Source organism: Halomonas sp. BLK-85 (assembly GCF_044792155.1).
Lineage (GTDB): Bacteria > Pseudomonadota > Gammaproteobacteria > Pseudomonadales > Halomonadaceae > Vreelandella.
Genome location: NZ_CP087731.1, coordinates 1,849,023 through 1,865,914 on the forward strand (window position 1 = coordinate 1,849,023; position 16,892 = coordinate 1,865,914).

Below are 16,892 nucleotides of genomic sequence, written 5' to 3' on the forward strand. Positions count from 1 at the left end.
GGCAACTCCTTTATCGCGGTTCATGAGCGCAGAAGCGCTGCCCAGCGCACCAGCCAGGCCTCCAGAACCAGCTGTGGATTGGGGTTTGCCCCTACCGCCAGCAAGCGTCGCTGTTCCTGCGCGTAATCAAGCAGACGAAACCAGTCCTGAACACGGCCATTTTTGAGTGCCTGACGGTATAGTGGGATCAGATCGGTATTATGCAATCCTGACGGATGACCGGAAAGACCGAAACGGATGAGATCCTCCAACCATGTAATACCGTACCACAGGATGGCATCCAGCGCCTGACGGTCTAACCGGGCCGCCTCACCGACAGGCTCGGCGCCGCGCATCAACTGCTCAAAGGTATCGTGCAGCTGATGACGAAGGGTACGCTGATCAGGTGCTGCCAGCTCCACTGCCAACAGCGGCAAACCGGCAGACACCTGCCACCAGAAATACGCTTCTTCTTCGCTGTTAAGCTGCTCGATCAACCAGCCTCTGCACTGTGCAAAGTCAACCGTCGGCAGTGACCACTGTTGACAGCGTGAACGGATTGTCGGCAGCACGCGTGAGGGCACATCCGAAAGCAGGATGAAGAGGGTCTTGCCTCCCGGCTCTTCAAGGCTTTTGAGCAGCGCATTGGCGGCAGCTGTATTCATGGCTTCCGCCGGTGAAATCACGATCACCCGATACCCGCTTTGCTGAGCCGTCTGTGAGACAAAACGGTTGACCTCACGAATCGGGTCAATACGGATCTGGCGCTTGCCTTCCTCCGGTGAGATGCGCAGGAGGTCAGGATGGTATCCGGAAGCCAGCATCTGGCAGCTATGGCATTGTCCGCAGGGCATATCGCCTGGCTGGGCGCACAACATGTGCGACACCAGGGCATCCGCGAGTTGCTGCTTGCCCACGCCATGTGGTCCGTCAAGCAGCAGCGCATGGGGAAAGCGCCGGCTATCATGCAGGCGCATCAATTGCGCCCAGACCGCCTGATGCCAGGGCAATACCCGGCCTAGCGCATCCATGAGGGCACCCGCTCGGCCAGTACGCACTCAATGGACGCCTGCACGGCTTCCAGCGACTGTTCAGCGTCAATCACGGCAAACCGCTGGGGGGCCTGCTGTGCGCGTTGCAGATAGGCATCGCGCACGGCGCTGAAAAACGCCTGTTGCTCGCGTTCGAAACGGTCTCTCTCGCCCCCTGATTGCGAAAGCCGCGAGGCCACCCGCTGGGCACCTGCTTCGGCGGGCATATCCAGCAGCAGGGTCAGATCGGGTTGCAGGTCATGCTGAACAAAACGTTCCAGGGTAGCGATGCGCTCGACATTAATACCCCGACCGCCGCCCTGATAGGCATAGGTGGCGTCGGTAAAGCGATCACATACCACCCAGGCACCTTGCTTCAGCGCAGGCAGAATCTTTTCATTCAGGTGTTGAGCACGGGCGGCAAACATCAGCAATAGCTCAGCATCGCTGCTGAGCGGTTCGACCGGTGCCGGGTCAAGCAGCAGTTCCCGAATGGCTTCTGCCCGTGGCGTACCGCCAGGTTCACGCGAACTGATGACCGTAAGTCCCTGCTGCTTCAGCCATTCAACCACCCACTGAAGGTTGGTTGACTTTCCCACGCCTTCACCGCCTTCCAGGGTAATAAAACGCCCGCGCTGCTTCATGATGGCCTCTTATCCTTTGGCTTCCAGTGGCGATAACCGGGCCTTCAGTTATCTCGGTTACGGATGTAACGATTGACTGCATTGTTGTGTTCTCGCAAGGTGCGCGAAAAATGATGAGTACCATCGCCTTTGGCGACAAAATAAAAGGTATCCCCTGGCAACGGATCGACGGCGGCTTCAAGCGATGCCTGACCCGGCATGGCAATAGGCGTGGGCGGCAAGGCATCAATCACATAGGTATTGTAGGCCGTTGCCTCGCGAAGATCCGCATAGGTGATCCGCCCGTCATAATCTTCGCCCATGCCGTAGATCACCGTCGGGTCAGTCTGCAGACGCATGCCGCTCTCCAGACGACGCTTGAAAACGCCGGCAATCTGGCGACGCTCTTCAGGCGCTCCGGTTTCACGCTCGATCAGCGACGCCATGATCAAGGCCTCATAAGGCGATTCAAGCGGAAGTTCGTCCTGACGCTCGGCCCACACCTGTTCAAGCGCGCGGTCCATCTTTTCCAGCGCCTGGCGCAGAATATCCACATCACTCATGCCCAGGTGGTAGCGATAGGTATCCGGGAAAAAGCGCCCTTCAGGATGGTCGCCTTCACGCCCCAGGAGCGTCATCACCTCGGCATCACTGAGCCCGACGGTGCGCTGTTCAAGCTTCGCTGCAGCCTCCAGCTGGGCGCGCATCTGACGGAATGTCCAGCCTTCCGGAATGGTCAGGGGATAAGTGACAATCTCGTTGTTTTCAAACATTGCGAGCAGATCACGGCCCTGCATTTCAGGCAGCAGACGATATTCACCTAAACGGATTGAAGGCACGTCATCAGGCGCCAGACGCGTCAGCAAGCGAAACGCCCAGGCATCGCTGATCACCCCTTGAGCAGCAAGGTCGTTCACCACGCGATTAAAACCTGCGCCAGACGGCACTTCATACAGGGTGGGCGTTTCTATGCTCAGGGGCGCATCAAGGCGGCTTTGCCAGTAATAATAGCCTGCTGCTCCGCCCATCGCCGCCAACAGGGCAACTGCCAACAGCACAGCCAGTAAACGTTTCACGATGGCAGTTCTCCAGATCTCGGTAGACTTGCTTGAAAATACAGTTCAACCAGCACTTAGCCTGCATTATCCGGCGGATAACCCATCAGCGGGTGAGCCAGCGCCTGAAGTGGGTCATCCGCTGCCAATGGCAAGCGCTGAAGGTGCTCACCCGTCGTTGACGACACCAGCACCGTCACGGGCCAGACGCCCTGAACCGAATTCGCCACCCAGAGCCGCTCGACGTCCTGAAGACTGGATAGCGGCAGAGTCCCCTCTCGCACCCATCCCTGCTCAAGCAGTGCTGCCCTCAAGGTACCGGCCACGCCACACTGCTCCAGTTCCGGCGTCCAAAGTCGGCCGCCCGCCTGCCAGAACACATTCATGCTCGTGGCTTCAATCAGATTGCCCTGCTGGTCAGCCAGCAACCCCTCAGCAATGGCCGGATGCTGGCATTCCCGCCGTGCCATCACATTTTCAAGCCGATTCAGATGCTTGATACCTGCCAGCAGAGGCTGATGCCCAAGGCGCAACTGGCATACACAGACTGAAATGCCTTCTCGCCAGCGCTGGGGTATCGGCGTAAAGGATGAACGGTGGCTTAACAGGCGAGGCGCTGGATCTGGCGGACACGCATAACCCCGACCACCGCTGCCCCGGGTGACAATTATCTTGAGCACCTCGAGCCCAGTGTCAGACGCCTGGCCTGAAGATGCCTGCCAGCAGGCCTCCAGCGCTTGATCACTGGGCGGGGAAATAGCCAGCGTGGCACAGCCACGTAATAACCTGGCACGATGATATTGCCAGAGTACGGGCTGACCACCGCGTAACAGCACGGTTTCAAATACCCCATCACCATAAGCCAAACCGCGGTCATCAAAGGGCACCGTGGACAGTGTCGACATCCAGGCTCCGTTTATCTCAGACTTTCTTGAACAGCAGAGAGCCGTTGGTGCCGCCAAAACCGAAAGAGTTGGAGAGCGCCACATCAATATTCATCTTGCGTGCTGTGTGTGGCACGTAATCCAGGTCGCAACCTTCCTGAGGGTTATCCAGGTTGATGGTGGGCGGGGCCACCTGATCACGAATAGCCAGGACACTGAACACGGCTTCAACCGCTCCGGCAGCACCTAGCAGGTGGCCAATCATCGATTTGGTTGAGCTTACCGCTACCTGCTTGGCAGCGCTGCCCATCACATATTCAATCGCACGGCTTTCTGCCAGGTCTCCGGCTTGCGTCGAGGTGCCGTGGGCATTGACGTAATCCACTGCTTCCGGATTGAGCTGGGCATCGCGGATCGCATTGCGCATTGACAGGGCAGCACCGCGACCGTCTTCGGGCGGCGCCGTCATGTGATAGGCATCGTCACTCATGCCAAAACCGGCCAGCTCGGCGTAAATAGGCGCACCACGCGCAACAGCATGCTCGTATTCTTCCAACACCATGACCCCTGCACCGTCAGACAGTACAAAGCCGTCACGGTCAGTATCCCAGGGACGGCTTGCCGCTTTGGGGTCATCATTACGGGTCGACAGCGCGCGTGCGGCAGAAAACCCACCCAGCCCCAGCGGGGTGGTCGCCATTTCGGCGCCACCGCAGATCATCACATCTGCGTCACCATAGGCGATGGTGCGAGCACTGTAGCCAATATTGTGCGTCCCGGTGGTGCAGGCGGTAGTGATCGCGATGTTGGGCCCTTTAAAGCCGTGCTGGATCGCAATGTTGCCGGAGATCATGTTGATAATAGAGCCCGGCACAAAAAAGGGCGAAATGCGACGTGGGCCACTTTTCAATAGCGCTGAATGGTTGTGCTCGATCATCGGCAAACCGCCAATCCCGGAACCAATCGCCACGCCAATGCGCTCAGCGTTATCTTCAGTACACTCAATACCTGAATCATTAATTGCCTGTGCGCCGGCAGCCATTCCATATTGAATGAAAAGATCCATCTTGCGTGCGTCTTTAGGGTTCAGATAGGGACTGATATCAAATGCCTTGACCGAACCCCCAAAGCGCGTATTAAAACCACTAGTGTCAAAGTCATCAATCAGGGCAATTCCACTGTTGCCTGCTGTAATATTTGCCCATGATTCATCGACAGTGTTTCCTACAGGGGTCACCAGGCCTAGCCCAGTTACCACTACCCTTTTACGTGCCATGCGTTTTCCTCCAGGCATCCATGGTGACTTAACCCGTTCAGGTTATTGCGGCACCTGCCATCACTGTGACGAGTGCGCCCATTCCATTTGTGAACTGGGCGATGTGAGCTGAACTGTCTTCCATCAGCAGAAACGACCGCTGAAAGAAAATGACGTTGCCACAGCTTCACAGTATAACGAAATTTAACCGCTGCGTAGATGCCCGGCGTTTGTCCGCGTGAATGTTTTAAAGGCTGATACAAGAAAGCCGCCCCATTCAAGGGCGGCTTTTCATCAGGCGGTCAGGCCGCCTCGGCTCGTGCCATCAATGCCGCCCCTTACTGGTGGGCGTTGACGTAATCGATAGCTTCCTGAACCGTGGTGATCTTTTCTGCTTCTTCGTCAGGAATTTCAGTGTCGAATTCCTCTTCAAGCGCCATCACCAGTTCAACGGTGTCGAGAGAATCAGCACCCAGGTCTTCGGTAAAGGAAGATCCATTCTGGATATCTTCTTCTTTAACGTTCAGGCGCTCAGCCACTACTTTTTTTACGCGCTCTTCGATTGTACTCATTAACGTACTCCAGTCATTCACGTTAGCCGTTAGGTAAACAGCCATTTGGAAACCGCAAGCCAAAAGCTGCGGAGTAGTTTATAGACGCCCCTTGATAGACGCAACCGCGAAAATCAAAGGCATCATCGCATATTCATACCGCCGTTAACCTGTAGGGTCTCACCGGTGATGTATCCTGCTGCATCGCTGGTCAGAAACCCGACAGCGGCGGCGATTTCTTCGGGTGCGCCCAAGCGTGCCAGCGGAATCTGTTTCAATAACATTTCATGCTGCGCTTCCGGCAATGATTGCGTCATATCGGTCGCGATGAATCCGGGAGCCACATTATTGACGGTAATATTTCGTGATGCCACTTCCCTGGCCAACGAGCGGCTGAAACCCTCCATACCCGCTTTGGCGGCGGCATAGTTAGCCTGGCCCAGGTTCCCCATGGTGGCCACCACCGAGCTGATCGACACAATGCGCCCAAAGCGGGCTTTTGTCATCCCACGCAGGCACGCCTTGCTTACACGATAGACAGATTTGAGATTGGTATCCAGAACCTCATCCCATTCGTGTTCTTTCATGCGCATCAGCAGATTATCGCGGGTAATACCGGCATTGTTGACAAGGATAGTCGGCACATCGAAATTTTCACCAATCTGCTTTAGCACGCCATCAATGCTGACCTGATCGTTGACATTCAGGCACATGCCCGCACCGTCGAAACCTTGCGCCTTGAGGTCTGCGTCAATTTTTTCAGCGCCCGATTCGCTGGTGGCCGTGCCCACCACGATTCGTCCTTGACGTGCCAACTCATGAGCAATCGCCCGCCCGATACCACGGCTAGCCCCTGTGACCAGGGCCACTTTGCGTTCTTCTGTCATCAGCTCAGTCCTTAACTCTGTCTTCAGCTCGATTATCTGGCTAGTCAGCGGCGATATTGACAGGCATCCGCATCAATTGCCCCGCACACTCATCTAGCGTTGCATATCGCTACTGGCAGCGACCGTTTCACGTGCCAGCTCCAGTGCCGCACTCAAACTGTCCGGATCGTTGACTGCCAGCCCCCTGCTGCCACGAACAATTCGCTTATTCAGGCCGGTCAACACTTTACCGGGCCCGCACTCAATAAAGGTTTCAGCTCCCTGTTCGCTCATGGCCTCAACGCATTCGGTCCAGCGTACTGGACGATATAACTGCTCGACAAGTCGGGTGCGCAAGGTATCAACGTCGGCATGCGCTCTGGCATCAACATTCTGGATAACGCTGTAGCGCGGCGCCCGAAGATCAATGGCCTGTATCGCTGCAGACAGACGTTCTGCCGCTGGCTTCATCAGAGCACAATGAGACGGAACCGACACCGGCAGGGGCATGGCACGTTTGGCGCCGGCGCCCTGACAAGCTGCAATCGCCCTTTCCACTGCAGCTTTGGAGCCGGCAATCACCACCTGGCCGGGCGCGTTATAGTTGACGGCCGATACAACCTCTCCTTGCGCAGCTTCAGCACAGGCTGCTTCAACTGCTTCGTTTTCGAGCCCGAGAATGGCTGCCATCCCCCCTTGACCGGCAGGTACGGCTTCCTGCATGGCGTCACCGCGCAGGCGAACCAGCTTTATACCTTCAGCAAAGCTCATCACACCTGCGCACACCATGGCACTGTATTCACCCAGGCTGTGACCTGCCATGACGACTGGACGAGGACCTTCCAACTCCTGCCAGACACGCCAGATGGCGACACTCGATGCCAACAGTGCCGGCTGGGTGCAGGCAGTCGCATTCAACGATGCTTCCGGGCCTTCCTGCACAACCTTCCAGAGGTCATAACTCAAAGCATCCGCTGCTTCTTCAAACGTTGTACCGACTACACTGTAGCGCTCGGCCAGCTCTCTAAGCATTCCCAGCTGTTGAGAGCCCTGCCCGGGAAATATGAGGGCAAGGGGTTGAGACATGTCGTTCACCTTTGCTCTGGTTGGCGTTTGCTCTTATGAGCGATAAACCACTGGCGACCAATGTTTTTATTGGGCACGTGTTGCAAAGAACCATCCCCGATGTTCTCTGCATTAAAATATCTGCCTTTTCGACGATCAGCTCAGTCACTCAGAACGTCTTGGCAACTGCATCAGGCGATGGGCAAGTCGTTCGGGCAACTGTTGAGCAACTTCATCGATGGCGCGCACCACAGCGTAACAAAAGCCATCTGCGTGGCTGGCGCCGTGACTCTTGACCACTGTTCGGGAAAGCCCCAAAAGGCTGGCCCCATTATAGCGCACTGGATCAAGCTCCTGCTTGAGCCGTTTCAGCGCGGGTCGAGCCAGAAAGCCTACCAGACGCCCTGTCAGACGAGACTCAAACGTTGCCTGAACCCTTTCCACCAGCATGCGAGCCAACCCTTCACTGGATTTAAGCACCGCATTACCCACAAAACCATCGCAGACAAGCACATCAAGGTAACCCTGAAAAAGATCGCCGCCTTCTGCGTAACCCTGATAATCAAATAGCGAGGCCTCGTTTATCGAGCGGATAAGTATATCCGCCTCACGCACGACCTGCCCCCCTTTGGTGGCTTCAACCCCCACATTGAGCAACCCAACCCGAGGCCTGGCAACACCATCAACACATTGGGCCATGACAGCGCCCATCAGGGCAAACTCCACCAGACGCTGGGCAGGGGAGTCGACATTGGCACCCAGATCCAGCAGGTAGCAGTGCTTGCCATTGCGGGTCGGGATGGAGGTACTGATAGCTGGACGGGTAACGGTGGGTAAGGTCCCTAGTTCTCGACGTGACAAGGCAACCAGCGCCGCCGTGTTGCCGGCACTGACACCGGCGTCGGCGTCTGGAGGCCTGTCAGGATGCACAAGTGAACGAAGCATTCTTGCCATGCTCGTCTGCTGACCATGACGAAGCGCCCATGCAGCTGATGCCTCAGGAGGTACCACGTGTGTAGCATCGCATACTGACATACGCGATGCTGCCGCAACCAATGGCTGCGGCAAGCGCGAAAGTTCGGCAGTAATCTGCCGACTTGGACCAAACAGCAGAAATCGCACATCAGGATACAGGCACGCTGCCTTGGCAACACCTTCGATAATCGCGGGCGGACCCAAATCACCGCCCATGACATCTATTGCAATGCGCACACTAATGAACCATGTCTATTGGATCACCGCTGTCTGGCTGAGCCAGCGAACGTTGCAAGCGTTATACTTCAACCACTTTACGGCCACGATAGAAGCCGTCAGCTGCCACGTGATGACGAAGATGAGTAGTACCTGTTTCCTTGTCCTGAGACAGGGTAGGTGCACTCAGAGCATCGTGACTGCGACGCATGCCGCGCTTGGAACGGGTTTTACGGTTCTTTTGGACTGCCATGATTAATTACTCCAGATGTAGAGAAAAACTATTTTTTGCCTTTTGAAGTGCTGCTGTCTTTCAACGTGTTCAGCACGGCAAAGGGGTTTGTGGCTGATGAAGCACCAGTATCATCATCAGCCTTGCTGACCAACTGCTGTGCTGAAACACCACAATCCTGCTCGTCGTGATAGACAACCTGGGGAAGACTGAGAATTAGCTCATCTTCCACGACGGTCAGCAAGTCAAGCTGTTCATTTTCCACCAGCACAGGCTCATGGCTTGACGGCAACTCACCGGCAAGCGCTTCATCGCTGACCATACCGAGCAGAAAATGGCTTTCGACCATCTGCACCATAGGCTCCAGGCAACGTCGGCAGGCAAGCGACAACTCTGCCTGCAAATGGCCACGAATTTCACGACGCCCCTGGGCATTGACAGCAAACTCAAGTACCACCTGGCACTGACCGGTTTGCGGACCAGCCTCTTCGGCCAGACGCGCCAGTGAATCAAGCGCAACCGTGCCTTCAAGGCGTTCGTGGCGGGCTGCAAGCTTATAAGGCTCGACCCGGCTGGGAATTTGTGAGGTCAACATAGGCGCGCAATGATAGGCACTCCCCCCGTCGCTGTCAAAGCCAGCGCGATATTTATTGCCGGTAGGCGTGCAACTCCCGCTTGGTTACACTGCAACCAGACTCTTATAACCAGCGTCGATTACCTCTGAGGAACCTCAAGATGCCCACTGACACCCCTTTGATTCTCGCCTCAAGCTCTGCCTCACGCCGAGATTTGCTTGACCGCCTGCGTATCCCCTATCGGGCTCACTCACCGGACATTGATGAGACACCGCATCCAGACGAGACGCCCGAGGCCCTGGTGCATCGCTTGGCATTGAGCAAGGCGCAGGCGATTGCAGATGAGTATCCGCACCACTGCATTATCGGCTCGGATCAGGTGGCCATCTTCGGAAATGATATTCTTGGCAAGCCGCTCAGCGAAGAAAAAGCCTGCGCCAACTTACGCCGCTTTTCAGGCCAGCGCGTCACTTTTCTGACCGGCCTGGCGCTGGTCGACACACGGCACGGGCAACATCAAGTGCATGTAGAACCATTCGAAGTAGTCTTTCGCCGTTTGTCAGAAAACGAAATCCGTTACTACGTTGCCCAGGAACAGCCACTTAACAGTGCTGGCAGCTTTCGCATGGAAGGGCTGGGGATTGCTCTGTTTGAGGCCCTTGAGGGCCAGGATCCCAACGCCCTGATTGGCCTGCCGATGATTGCCCTGTGCCGGATGCTGCGCCAGGCGAGCATTGACCCGCTTGACGCCAGCACCTTTATGCCGTGACCTATCAACCTCAGTAGGAGGCGTCCGACGGCACCTGCAATGAAACCGGCGACGGCGAGCTTTTCAGGCCCAACAGCTGAGCCGCTGTCTGGGCAAAGCGGCGTGAAAGACGCTCAAAAGGATCCTGCGCTGGGGTATAGTCCTCCCAGCGCGCCTCATCGAAATACGATCGGGATAATGATTCCAGTGAATCAAGGCGATCAATCAGGCCCAGCTCTATTGCCTGCTCGCCGCTCCAGATCAGACCTGAAAAGATCTCGTCGTCATCGCTCAATCGTTCACCCCGCCCAGCGACCACATCATCAATGAACTGCTGGTGAGTGTTATCCAGTACCTGTTGCCAGAACTCGGTAGTGTCTTCATCCAGCGGCTTGAAAGGATCGAGAAAAGCCTTGTTTTCACCCGCCGTCAGCACACGACGCTCGATCCCAAGCGAGTCAATTGCGCGCTCAAAGCCAAAACCGGAATAAATGACACCGATGCTACCCACCAGGCTGGCAGGTGAAGCGGCAATCTCATCTGCTGCCGCTGCAATGTAGTAGGCGCCACTGGCTCCAATATCCTCTATCAGGGCAATAATGGGTTTATCGCCCGCGTCGCGAAGGCGCATGATTTCCGCATATATGCGCTGCGACTGGACGGGACTGCCCCCCGGGCTGTTGATATGCAGCAGGACCGCCTCGGTATGCTCGGCCTCCCAGGCACGATTCAAGCCGCTGATGACACGCTCAGCATTGGCGGGTGAGTCACTGGCAATCACGCCGTCCACCGTGACAATCCCCAAGTGCGGCTGGGCAGGCATGCCGCGACCCGCCCCGACCAGGATGGCGCTGGAAAAAGCACCCCACAGCAAAGCGACAATAATCGCTACAAATATAAAACGGAAAAACAGCTTCCAGCGACGGCTGCGGCGCTGTTCGGTGAGCACACCACCAATCCAGCGATCCATCATCTCCAGCTGCATCAGACGCTGACGCTCCACGAGCGCCTCAGCATCCTCACTCGCCGCAGGCTCAGCCTCCTCGGTTTGGCGTTTCTGCTCGCCCGCCCCAACCTCCTGGGTCCAGGGATCCGGCCCGGGTCTATCGTCTTCGTCAGGCGTATTCTCTTTGCTCATACCAGCTCCTCGTTCAGGTTTCAAGCTCGCGGTTCAGCCAGTCAAACAGGCTATCGACACTATGGGCGATAAACTCCGGTTCACAGGTGGTCAGCCGCTCCACGCTGTGCACACCATAACTCACCCCGACACTAGGCATGCCCAGCGCGCGCGCCATTGCCAGGTCGTATTCGGTATCCCCGACCATGACAGCCCGCTCTGCGGGCAGAGAGAGTTCTTCCAATAATTCACTGAGCATCTGCGGATGCGGTTTGGAGCGGGTTTCATCCGCCGTGCGGCTGGCGTGAAACCAGTCACCACTTCGGGTCTGTTCAAAGATGCGTGCCAGCCCCTTACGGGTCTTGCCGGTTGCTACCGCCATTTTCAGCTCGGAGCGCTCTCTAAGCCCGTGAATATGCTGCTCAACGCCCTCGAAAAACGTCATTGGCGTGTTATCGGCATGCACAAAGTGATGGGCATAGCATTCACGTAGTCGCGTTGATTGCGCCTCACTTATACCAGGAAACAGGGTCGCCACTGCCTCGGGCAGCCCCAGGCCAATAATATTTTCGACCGCTTTATCCGTCGGCGAAGGCAACTGTGCATCCCGGGTGGCCTCCCGCATGCAGGCAACAATTTTAGGCACTGAGTTCATCAGGGTGCCGTCCCAATCAAAAATCACAAGATCAAAGCGCATAATATCTTAATGTCCGCTATTGTCGGGCCTGACGTAATACATCTTCCAGCGTGTCAGGCAAAGCAGCCTTGACGGTTACCGGACGACCATTGGTTGGCTCAGGAAAGGTTAATGCATGGGCATGCAGGAATAATCGACCTACCTTCATGCGGCGTGATAATTGCTCGCTTTCACGGCTGGGATATTTGTCATCGCCCAACAGTGGATGCCCTGCATGGGCGGCGTGAACACGAATCTGATGCGTTCGGCCAGTCACTGGCTCGGCTTCAATCAGGGTTGCACGTTCGTAGGTTTCCACAACTGAGAAGCGTGTGCGTGACACTTTGCCAGTCGGATCTACCCGCACGCGTCGTTCACCGTTACCAGCATCATAGCGGTCCAGTCGGGCACTGACATAGCTTTTCTTGGCTGGCCAGCGGCCACTGACCAGCGCCAGGTAACGCTTTTCCATGGCATGCTGTTTCAACGCTGTGTTCAAGGTTACCAGTGCATCACGGGATTTTGCCAGCAACAGACATCCCGAAGTATCACGGTCCAGCCGGTGCACCAGCTCCAGGAACGTCAGGTCATCCCGCACCTGGCGAAGCGCCTCAATCAAGCCAATCTTGACACCACTGCCACCGTGCACTGCAAGACCGGAAGGTTTGTTAAGCACCAGCCAATCCGGCCCTTCCATGATCACACTACCCAGCAATACATCGCGCAGGTTGTCGCTGACTTCCTTGACCGCCTCACGGGGCGCCAGGCGCAGCGGGGGCACACGCACCCGATCACCACCCTGGAGGCGGTAGTCCACCTTGACCCGCTTCTTGTTAACCCGCACCTCGCCTTTACGCACGATGCGATAGATCAAGGCTCTAGGCGCCCCTTTAAGGCGCGTCATCAGGAAATTATCGATGCGTTGCCCGGCCTGTTCGGGGGTAATCTCAACCCATTGCACTTCACGCCCTTCGGCCATGCGTCTGCGCTCCTGCTGAATGAACCAAAAGCGGCATTCTAGCCCAGACGCCAACGTATTGCGTCAATTGCTGGTGAGCCGCTTTACTGTTATATTCCAAGCTGCTCACTATAAAAGCGCCTGCTCGACCAACACGCAGGCCTGAGCGAAGCGGAAATGGCCGTGTATGCACGGCCATAAGCGCTGATTAAAAATTGCAGGACTCTGCCGCTAACGTTGGTTTGTTGGCAGTTGCAACTCATAACAGATCGTCACTGGTAATCAGCAATAACCAGTTGCAGATAAACAGTTTGAAGCTGTTAATTTGCCGTTGATTGACCATGGTGGTGAATTAACGGCAGGAAACAAAGCGTCAGCCGGGGACACTGACCCAACGCTGAAAATAGCGACAGTCCTAGTGGCTTCGGTTGAAAGATATAGATGTAAGTTACGCCACGTCAGGCAGCTAGGCGTTAAAATGTCATTAAACGCATGCCTGCCTGATAACTATGTTCAACGTTGTGCCGGTAGCCGACGTTGGCAAATCGATGAATGCCAGGTGTTGGCGGAGTCAGCAGGGCCGGGGGATATGACATCCGCCGAAATATGTCCAGCCTTCGCCACGTACTCAAGAACCTCGTCAGCCGAGCAGTTATGCTTGCCCGGCATGATGCGTTTGCATATCCATGCGCCGAGCACAAGCACGCAGCAGCGCGATTTGCCACTCGTCTTCCCAACGGGTGGGGCACCGGCACGCATCGCTATGTGAGACAACATGAAACGTATGCTCATCAATGCGACCCAGCCAGAAGAGCTGCGCGTCGCCCTTGTCGATGGCCAACGCCTGTATGATCTGGATATTGAATCCGGAGCACGAGAACAGAAAAAAGCCAACATCTATCGCGGCAAAATCACCCGCGTAGAACCTTCTCTTGAAGCCGCCTTTGTTGATTTTGGCGCAGAACGTCATGGTTTTCTGCCACTCAAGGAGATTTCTCGCGAGTATTTTGTCAAGGATGTGTCAGGGCGCCCCAGCATCAAGGAAGTGCTGAAAGAGGGACAGGAAGTCATCGTTCAGGTTGACAAGGAAGAGCGTGGCAATAAAGGCGCTGCGCTGACAACCTTTGTCAGCCTCGCCGGCCGCTTTCTGGTACTCATGCCTAATAACCCACGTGCGGGGGGGATTTCCCGGCGTATCGAAGGGGAAGAGCGCAGCCAACTCAAAGACGCCATGAACCAGATGACGGTGCCCAACAAGATGGGGCTGATCGTACGCACCGCTGGTATCGGCCGTTCTCCTGAGGAACTGCAATGGGATCTTGACTACCTGGTTCAGGTGTGGGAATCCATCACGTCGGAAGCCACCAAACGCCCGGCCCCCTTCCTGATCTACCGGGAATCCAATGTTATCATTCGCGCCATGCGTGATTACCTGCGTCAGGATATTGGCGAAGTCCTGATTGACAGCCCTGATATCTACAGTGATGCGCTGAATTTCATTCGCCAGGTCATGCCTTCGTATCAGCAGAAGATCAAACTGTACGAGGACGAAGTCCCTCTATTCTCACGTTTCCAGATCGAATCCCAGATCGAGACGGCCTATCAACGGGAAGTCAAATTACCCTCCGGTGGCTCCATTGTGATTGATCACACTGAAGCACTGGTATCCATTGATATCAACTCGGCTCGAGCCACCCGTGGCAGCGATATCGAAGAAACCGCCCTGCAGACCAACTCGGAAGCTGCCGATGAAATTGCCCGGCAACTGCGCCTGCGTGATATCGGTGGCCTGGTGGTTATCGACTTTATCGATATGGGACCGGCACGTAACCAGCGTGAAGTTGAAAACCGCATGCGCGATGCCTTGAAGCTCGACCGTGCGCGGGTTCAGATCGGACGCATTTCACGCTTTGGCCTGATGGAAATGTCGCGCCAGCGACTGCGCCCATCTCTTGGCGAAACCAGCGGCGTGGTCTGCCCACGCTGTAACGGTCAGGGTACTATCCGCGACGTGCGCTCTCTTTCGCTTTCCATCATGCGCCTGATCGAAGAAGAAGCCATGAAGGAGCGCAGTGCCCAGATCCGCGCCATTCTGCCAGTACCAGTGGCGACTTATCTGCTTAATGAAAAACGCAGTGTACTCGCGGATATCGAGGCGCGCCAGGAAGTGCGCGTTGTCCTGTTACCTAACCCGGAAATGGATACACCGCATTACGACGTTCAGCGCCTGCGCGATGATCATCTTGATGAAGAAGATTTCCAGTCAGTTTCCAGCTTTGAGATTTCGACTGACAGCGATGTTGGCAAAGAGCCGGAGCACAGCTTCAAGCCAACCGCCCAGCGCGCTGAAGCAGCCGTCAAGAGCGTCGTCCATAACGCCCCGGCACCCGCATCGCTTCAGAATGATACGCAGTCTGACCCACTGGCACCGGCGCCCGCCTCTTCAACTCTGGTAGGCCGCTTGATACGCAGCGTAGCGAAACTGCTGGGTGGTGAAGACGAACAGCCCGCCAAGGACAGTGCGACACCGCAGACGACTGCGCGTCAACCAGTCGCTCAGCCATCGGGAAAGGCCACCCAAGCTTCTCAACGAAGCAATGATGGCAAAGGCACGAGCAGTAAAAACAGCAGCGCCAGAAACGGTTCAGGTCGCAATAGTTCCAATAAGGACAGTTCCAATAGAAAGATTTCGAGCAGAGACAGCACAGACAAGGATAGTGGCAGTAAGGAAACTCGCACTCAGCAGGACGATAACAAACGCAGCCCAGCAAAATCTCGCCGCCAGGAAAGCAGCGCTCAGCAAGACGTAGCACCTCCCAGGGAAGACACGACCAAGGACGATACCGCCGAGAAACGCAGTGGCCCCAGTCGTACACGCAACCGCCGCAAGCATCCTCAACAGGACAAGAACAGCGGGCAGGGTCGTCAGCAGAACGCTGCTGATAAGCCAACGACAGCCAGCGCTGACGCTGACAACGCCGCCAAATCTCCTGCCAATGAAGCCACAAAGCAGGCTCCCAAGGATAATAAGGCATCGCCAGAGACAGTCCAGGATGACGGCAAGCCCAAGCGTACCCGCAACAATCCGCGTAATCGCTCACGCAAGTATGCGTTGAGCCCGGACGCTCAGGCTGAGCAGGAAAAACTGCAGAAAGAAGCCGAGGAAACCGCAGCAGAAAGGCAGGCAGCGCTTGCTGAAGCGCCCGCAGCCGATGTGTCTGCCAATGATACATCGACCGCTGTAGCGCCCGCGGCTGATAAAGACGTTGCTGACACTGCTGACCACGGCCAGACGATGACCGAACGCCCGGAGGTTGACAATCCGATTGCTGACCAGCCTGCTGAAATCGATTCAGCTGAACAACCGGTCGTTGACCTACCGGCTGCTGAGCAAACGGCAACTGCCCAGCCAGTGCCTGAACAGGCTGACGCTGATCGGCACATGCCCAGTGAGCAAAACGCTGAAAAGGCCACCGCTGAGCCTGAGATGGCTCAAGCTGACGCTGCCGCCACTGACCAACCAGCGCCATTTAAGCCTGAAACAGTGCCAGCAACTGACGTTGAATTAAAGCAGGAAGCGACTGAGGAAAAAGCCCCTGAAACTGAGTCCAAAACTGACGTTGAGATAGCGCAGGAAGCGGCTGAAGTGCCCGAGGAAAAAGCGCCTGAAACAGCGCCAGCAACTGACGTTGACGCTGAATCAGACACTCAGCCAGGCGCAGATGAAGCCGCTTCTGAACAGCCAACGCCAGATGACAACGCTTCCGTTGACACCCCCACTTCTGCAGCGGCAGATGAAGCATCCAACGCTGATGTGATAACGTCTCCCTCTGATGATGAAACGTCCGAAGCGAATGAACCGCAGGTTACCGCTACGACGGATATGTCCTCGGCTGATCATTCTCAGGCGTCAAAGGATGATACAGATCAAGCACAGCAACCACGTGCTTCACGGCGGCGGCGGCGTGCCCACAACGACCCACGGGAGCTGCGCAAACGCCAGCAACAGGACGCTAGCGGCGAATAACCCAGCGCTGTATATGGCTGCTCAAGGACGAGCGACTGTTACAAAAAAATCCCGAGGCG

The 16,892-nt window shown here is 56.2% G+C and carries 16 protein-coding genes; 2 read left to right on the forward strand and 14 right to left on the reverse strand.

Annotated elements, in window-relative coordinates; translation table 11 throughout:
- Positions 1-20: 20 nt before the first annotated feature.
- The 11 genes from LL947_RS08310 to LL947_RS08360 form a co-directional block, all read right to left on the reverse strand.
- Positions 21-1,010, reverse strand: a complete 990-nt coding sequence (locus LL947_RS08310) for a DNA polymerase III subunit delta' (protein ID WP_499834396.1) — start codon at positions 1,008-1,010, stop codon at positions 21-23.
- On the reverse strand, positions 998-1,654 hold the full coding sequence (tmk, locus tag LL947_RS08315; protein ID WP_290820557.1) for a dTMP kinase: 657 nt from the start codon (positions 1,652-1,654) through the stop codon (positions 998-1,000). The genes LL947_RS08310 and tmk overlap by 13 nt, the downstream gene beginning before the upstream one ends.
- Positions 1,655-1,698: 44 nt before the next feature.
- Entirely contained in the window at positions 1,699-2,712 is a 1,014-nt protein-coding gene (gene mltG / locus LL947_RS08320) for an endolytic transglycosylase MltG (RefSeq protein ID WP_499834397.1), read from the reverse strand.
- A 53-nt stretch (positions 2,713-2,765) separates the two neighbouring features.
- Positions 2,766-3,593, reverse strand: a complete 828-nt coding sequence (gene pabC, locus LL947_RS08325) for an aminodeoxychorismate lyase (RefSeq protein ID WP_499832920.1) — start codon at positions 3,591-3,593, stop codon at positions 2,766-2,768.
- Between the two features lie 16 nt (positions 3,594-3,609).
- Entirely contained in the window at positions 3,610-4,848 is a 1,239-nt protein-coding gene (fabF, locus tag LL947_RS08330) for a beta-ketoacyl-ACP synthase II (protein ID WP_290820551.1), read from the reverse strand.
- Positions 4,849-5,165: 317 nt separating this feature from the next.
- The gene (acpP, locus tag LL947_RS08335; protein ID WP_100819851.1) at positions 5,166-5,399 is read right to left on the reverse strand and encodes an acyl carrier protein; all 234 of its coding nucleotides are present in this window, start codon (positions 5,397-5,399) and stop codon (positions 5,166-5,168) included.
- 122 nt (positions 5,400-5,521) lie between these two features.
- Positions 5,522-6,265, reverse strand: coding sequence for a 3-oxoacyl-ACP reductase FabG (gene fabG, locus LL947_RS08340; protein ID WP_499832921.1), 744 nt, complete (start codon positions 6,263-6,265; stop codon positions 5,522-5,524).
- A gap of 93 nt (positions 6,266-6,358) precedes the next feature.
- Positions 6,359-7,330 (reverse strand): ACP S-malonyltransferase, encoded by a 972-nt coding sequence (gene fabD / locus LL947_RS08345; RefSeq protein WP_404413416.1) that lies wholly within the window; start codon positions 7,328-7,330, stop codon positions 6,359-6,361.
- A gap of 144 nt (positions 7,331-7,474) precedes the next feature.
- On the reverse strand, positions 7,475-8,521 hold the full coding sequence (gene plsX / locus LL947_RS08350; protein ID WP_499832922.1) for a phosphate acyltransferase PlsX: 1,047 nt from the start codon (positions 8,519-8,521) through the stop codon (positions 7,475-7,477).
- Between the two features lie 61 nt (positions 8,522-8,582).
- Positions 8,583-8,753, reverse strand: a complete 171-nt coding sequence (gene rpmF, locus LL947_RS08355; RefSeq protein ID WP_087109291.1) for a 50S ribosomal protein L32 — start codon at positions 8,751-8,753, stop codon at positions 8,583-8,585.
- Positions 8,754-8,781: 28 nt separating this feature from the next.
- Positions 8,782-9,327, reverse strand: coding sequence for a YceD family protein (locus tag LL947_RS08360; protein ID WP_290820541.1), 546 nt, complete (start codon positions 9,325-9,327; stop codon positions 8,782-8,784).
- Between the two features lie 140 nt (positions 9,328-9,467).
- On the opposite strand from LL947_RS08360, the gene LL947_RS08365 reads away from it, so the two are divergent.
- Positions 9,468-10,076 carry a Maf family protein gene (locus tag LL947_RS08365; protein WP_499832923.1) on the forward strand — a complete coding sequence of 203 codons (609 nt, stop codon included), beginning with the start codon at positions 9,468-9,470 and terminating at the stop codon, positions 10,074-10,076.
- Positions 10,077-10,086: 10 nt separating this feature from the next.
- On the opposite strand, the gene sppA is transcribed toward LL947_RS08365, so the two are convergent.
- The 3 genes from sppA to LL947_RS08380 are packed head-to-tail and all read right to left on the reverse strand — an operon-like array spanning position 10,087 to position 12,827.
- Complete coding sequence (sppA, locus tag LL947_RS08370) at positions 10,087-11,193, reverse strand: signal peptide peptidase SppA (protein ID WP_499832924.1); 1,107 nt, start codon at positions 11,191-11,193, stop codon at positions 10,087-10,089.
- Positions 11,194-11,206: 13 nt separating this feature from the next.
- The gene (locus tag LL947_RS08375) at positions 11,207-11,869 is read right to left on the reverse strand and encodes an HAD family hydrolase (RefSeq protein WP_404413421.1); all 663 of its coding nucleotides are present in this window, start codon (positions 11,867-11,869) and stop codon (positions 11,207-11,209) included.
- Positions 11,870-11,885: 16 nt separating this feature from the next.
- Positions 11,886-12,827: an RluA family pseudouridine synthase gene (locus LL947_RS08380; RefSeq protein WP_499832925.1), complete on the reverse strand. Its 942-nt coding sequence runs from the start codon at positions 12,825-12,827 to the stop codon at positions 11,886-11,888.
- A gap of 754 nt (positions 12,828-13,581) precedes the next feature.
- On the opposite strand from LL947_RS08380, the gene rne reads away from it, so the two are divergent.
- Positions 13,582-16,833 (forward strand): ribonuclease E, encoded by a 3,252-nt coding sequence (gene rne / locus LL947_RS08385; protein ID WP_499832926.1) that lies wholly within the window; start codon positions 13,582-13,584, stop codon positions 16,831-16,833.
- Positions 16,834-16,892: the final 59 nt, after the last annotated feature.

Excerpts from the sequence above, each read along its gene's own strand:
- LL947_RS08380 (WP_499832925.1), bottom strand. The coding sequence starts at position 12,827 with ATGGCCGAAGGGCGTGAAGTGCAATGGGTTGAGATTACCCCCGAACAG.
- rne (WP_499832926.1), top strand. The coding sequence starts at position 13,582 with ATGAAACGTATGCTCATCAATGCGACCCAGCCAGAAGAGCTGCGCGTC.
- LL947_RS08360 (WP_290820541.1), bottom strand. The coding sequence starts at position 9,327 with ATGTTGACCTCACAAATTCCCAGCCGGGTCGAGCCTTATAAGCTTGCA.
- fabF (WP_290820551.1), bottom strand. The coding sequence starts at position 4,848 with ATGGCACGTAAAAGGGTAGTGGTAACTGGGCTAGGCCTGGTGACCCCT.
- LL947_RS08310 (WP_499834396.1), bottom strand. The coding sequence starts at position 1,010 with ATGGATGCGCTAGGCCGGGTATTGCCCTGGCATCAGGCGGTCTGGGCG.
- rpmF (WP_087109291.1), bottom strand. The coding sequence starts at position 8,753 with ATGGCAGTCCAAAAGAACCGTAAAACCCGTTCCAAGCGCGGCATGCGT.
- pabC (WP_499832920.1), bottom strand. The coding sequence starts at position 3,593 with ATGTCGACACTGTCCACGGTGCCCTTTGATGACCGCGGTTTGGCTTAT.
- fabG (WP_499832921.1), bottom strand. The coding sequence starts at position 6,265 with ATGACAGAAGAACGCAAAGTGGCCCTGGTCACAGGGGCTAGCCGTGGT.
- tmk (WP_290820557.1), bottom strand. The coding sequence starts at position 1,654 with ATGAAGCAGCGCGGGCGTTTTATTACCCTGGAAGGCGGTGAAGGCGTG.
- fabD (WP_404413416.1), bottom strand. The coding sequence starts at position 7,330 with ATGTCTCAACCCCTTGCCCTCATATTTCCCGGGCAGGGCTCTCAACAG.
- sppA (WP_499832924.1), bottom strand. The coding sequence starts at position 11,193 with ATGAGCAAAGAGAATACGCCTGACGAAGACGATAGACCCGGGCCGGAT.
- LL947_RS08375 (WP_404413421.1), bottom strand. The coding sequence starts at position 11,869 with ATGCGCTTTGATCTTGTGATTTTTGATTGGGACGGCACCCTGATGAAC.
- acpP (WP_100819851.1), bottom strand. The coding sequence starts at position 5,399 with ATGAGTACAATCGAAGAGCGCGTAAAAAAAGTAGTGGCTGAGCGCCTG.
- LL947_RS08365 (WP_499832923.1), top strand. The coding sequence starts at position 9,468 with ATGCCCACTGACACCCCTTTGATTCTCGCCTCAAGCTCTGCCTCACGC.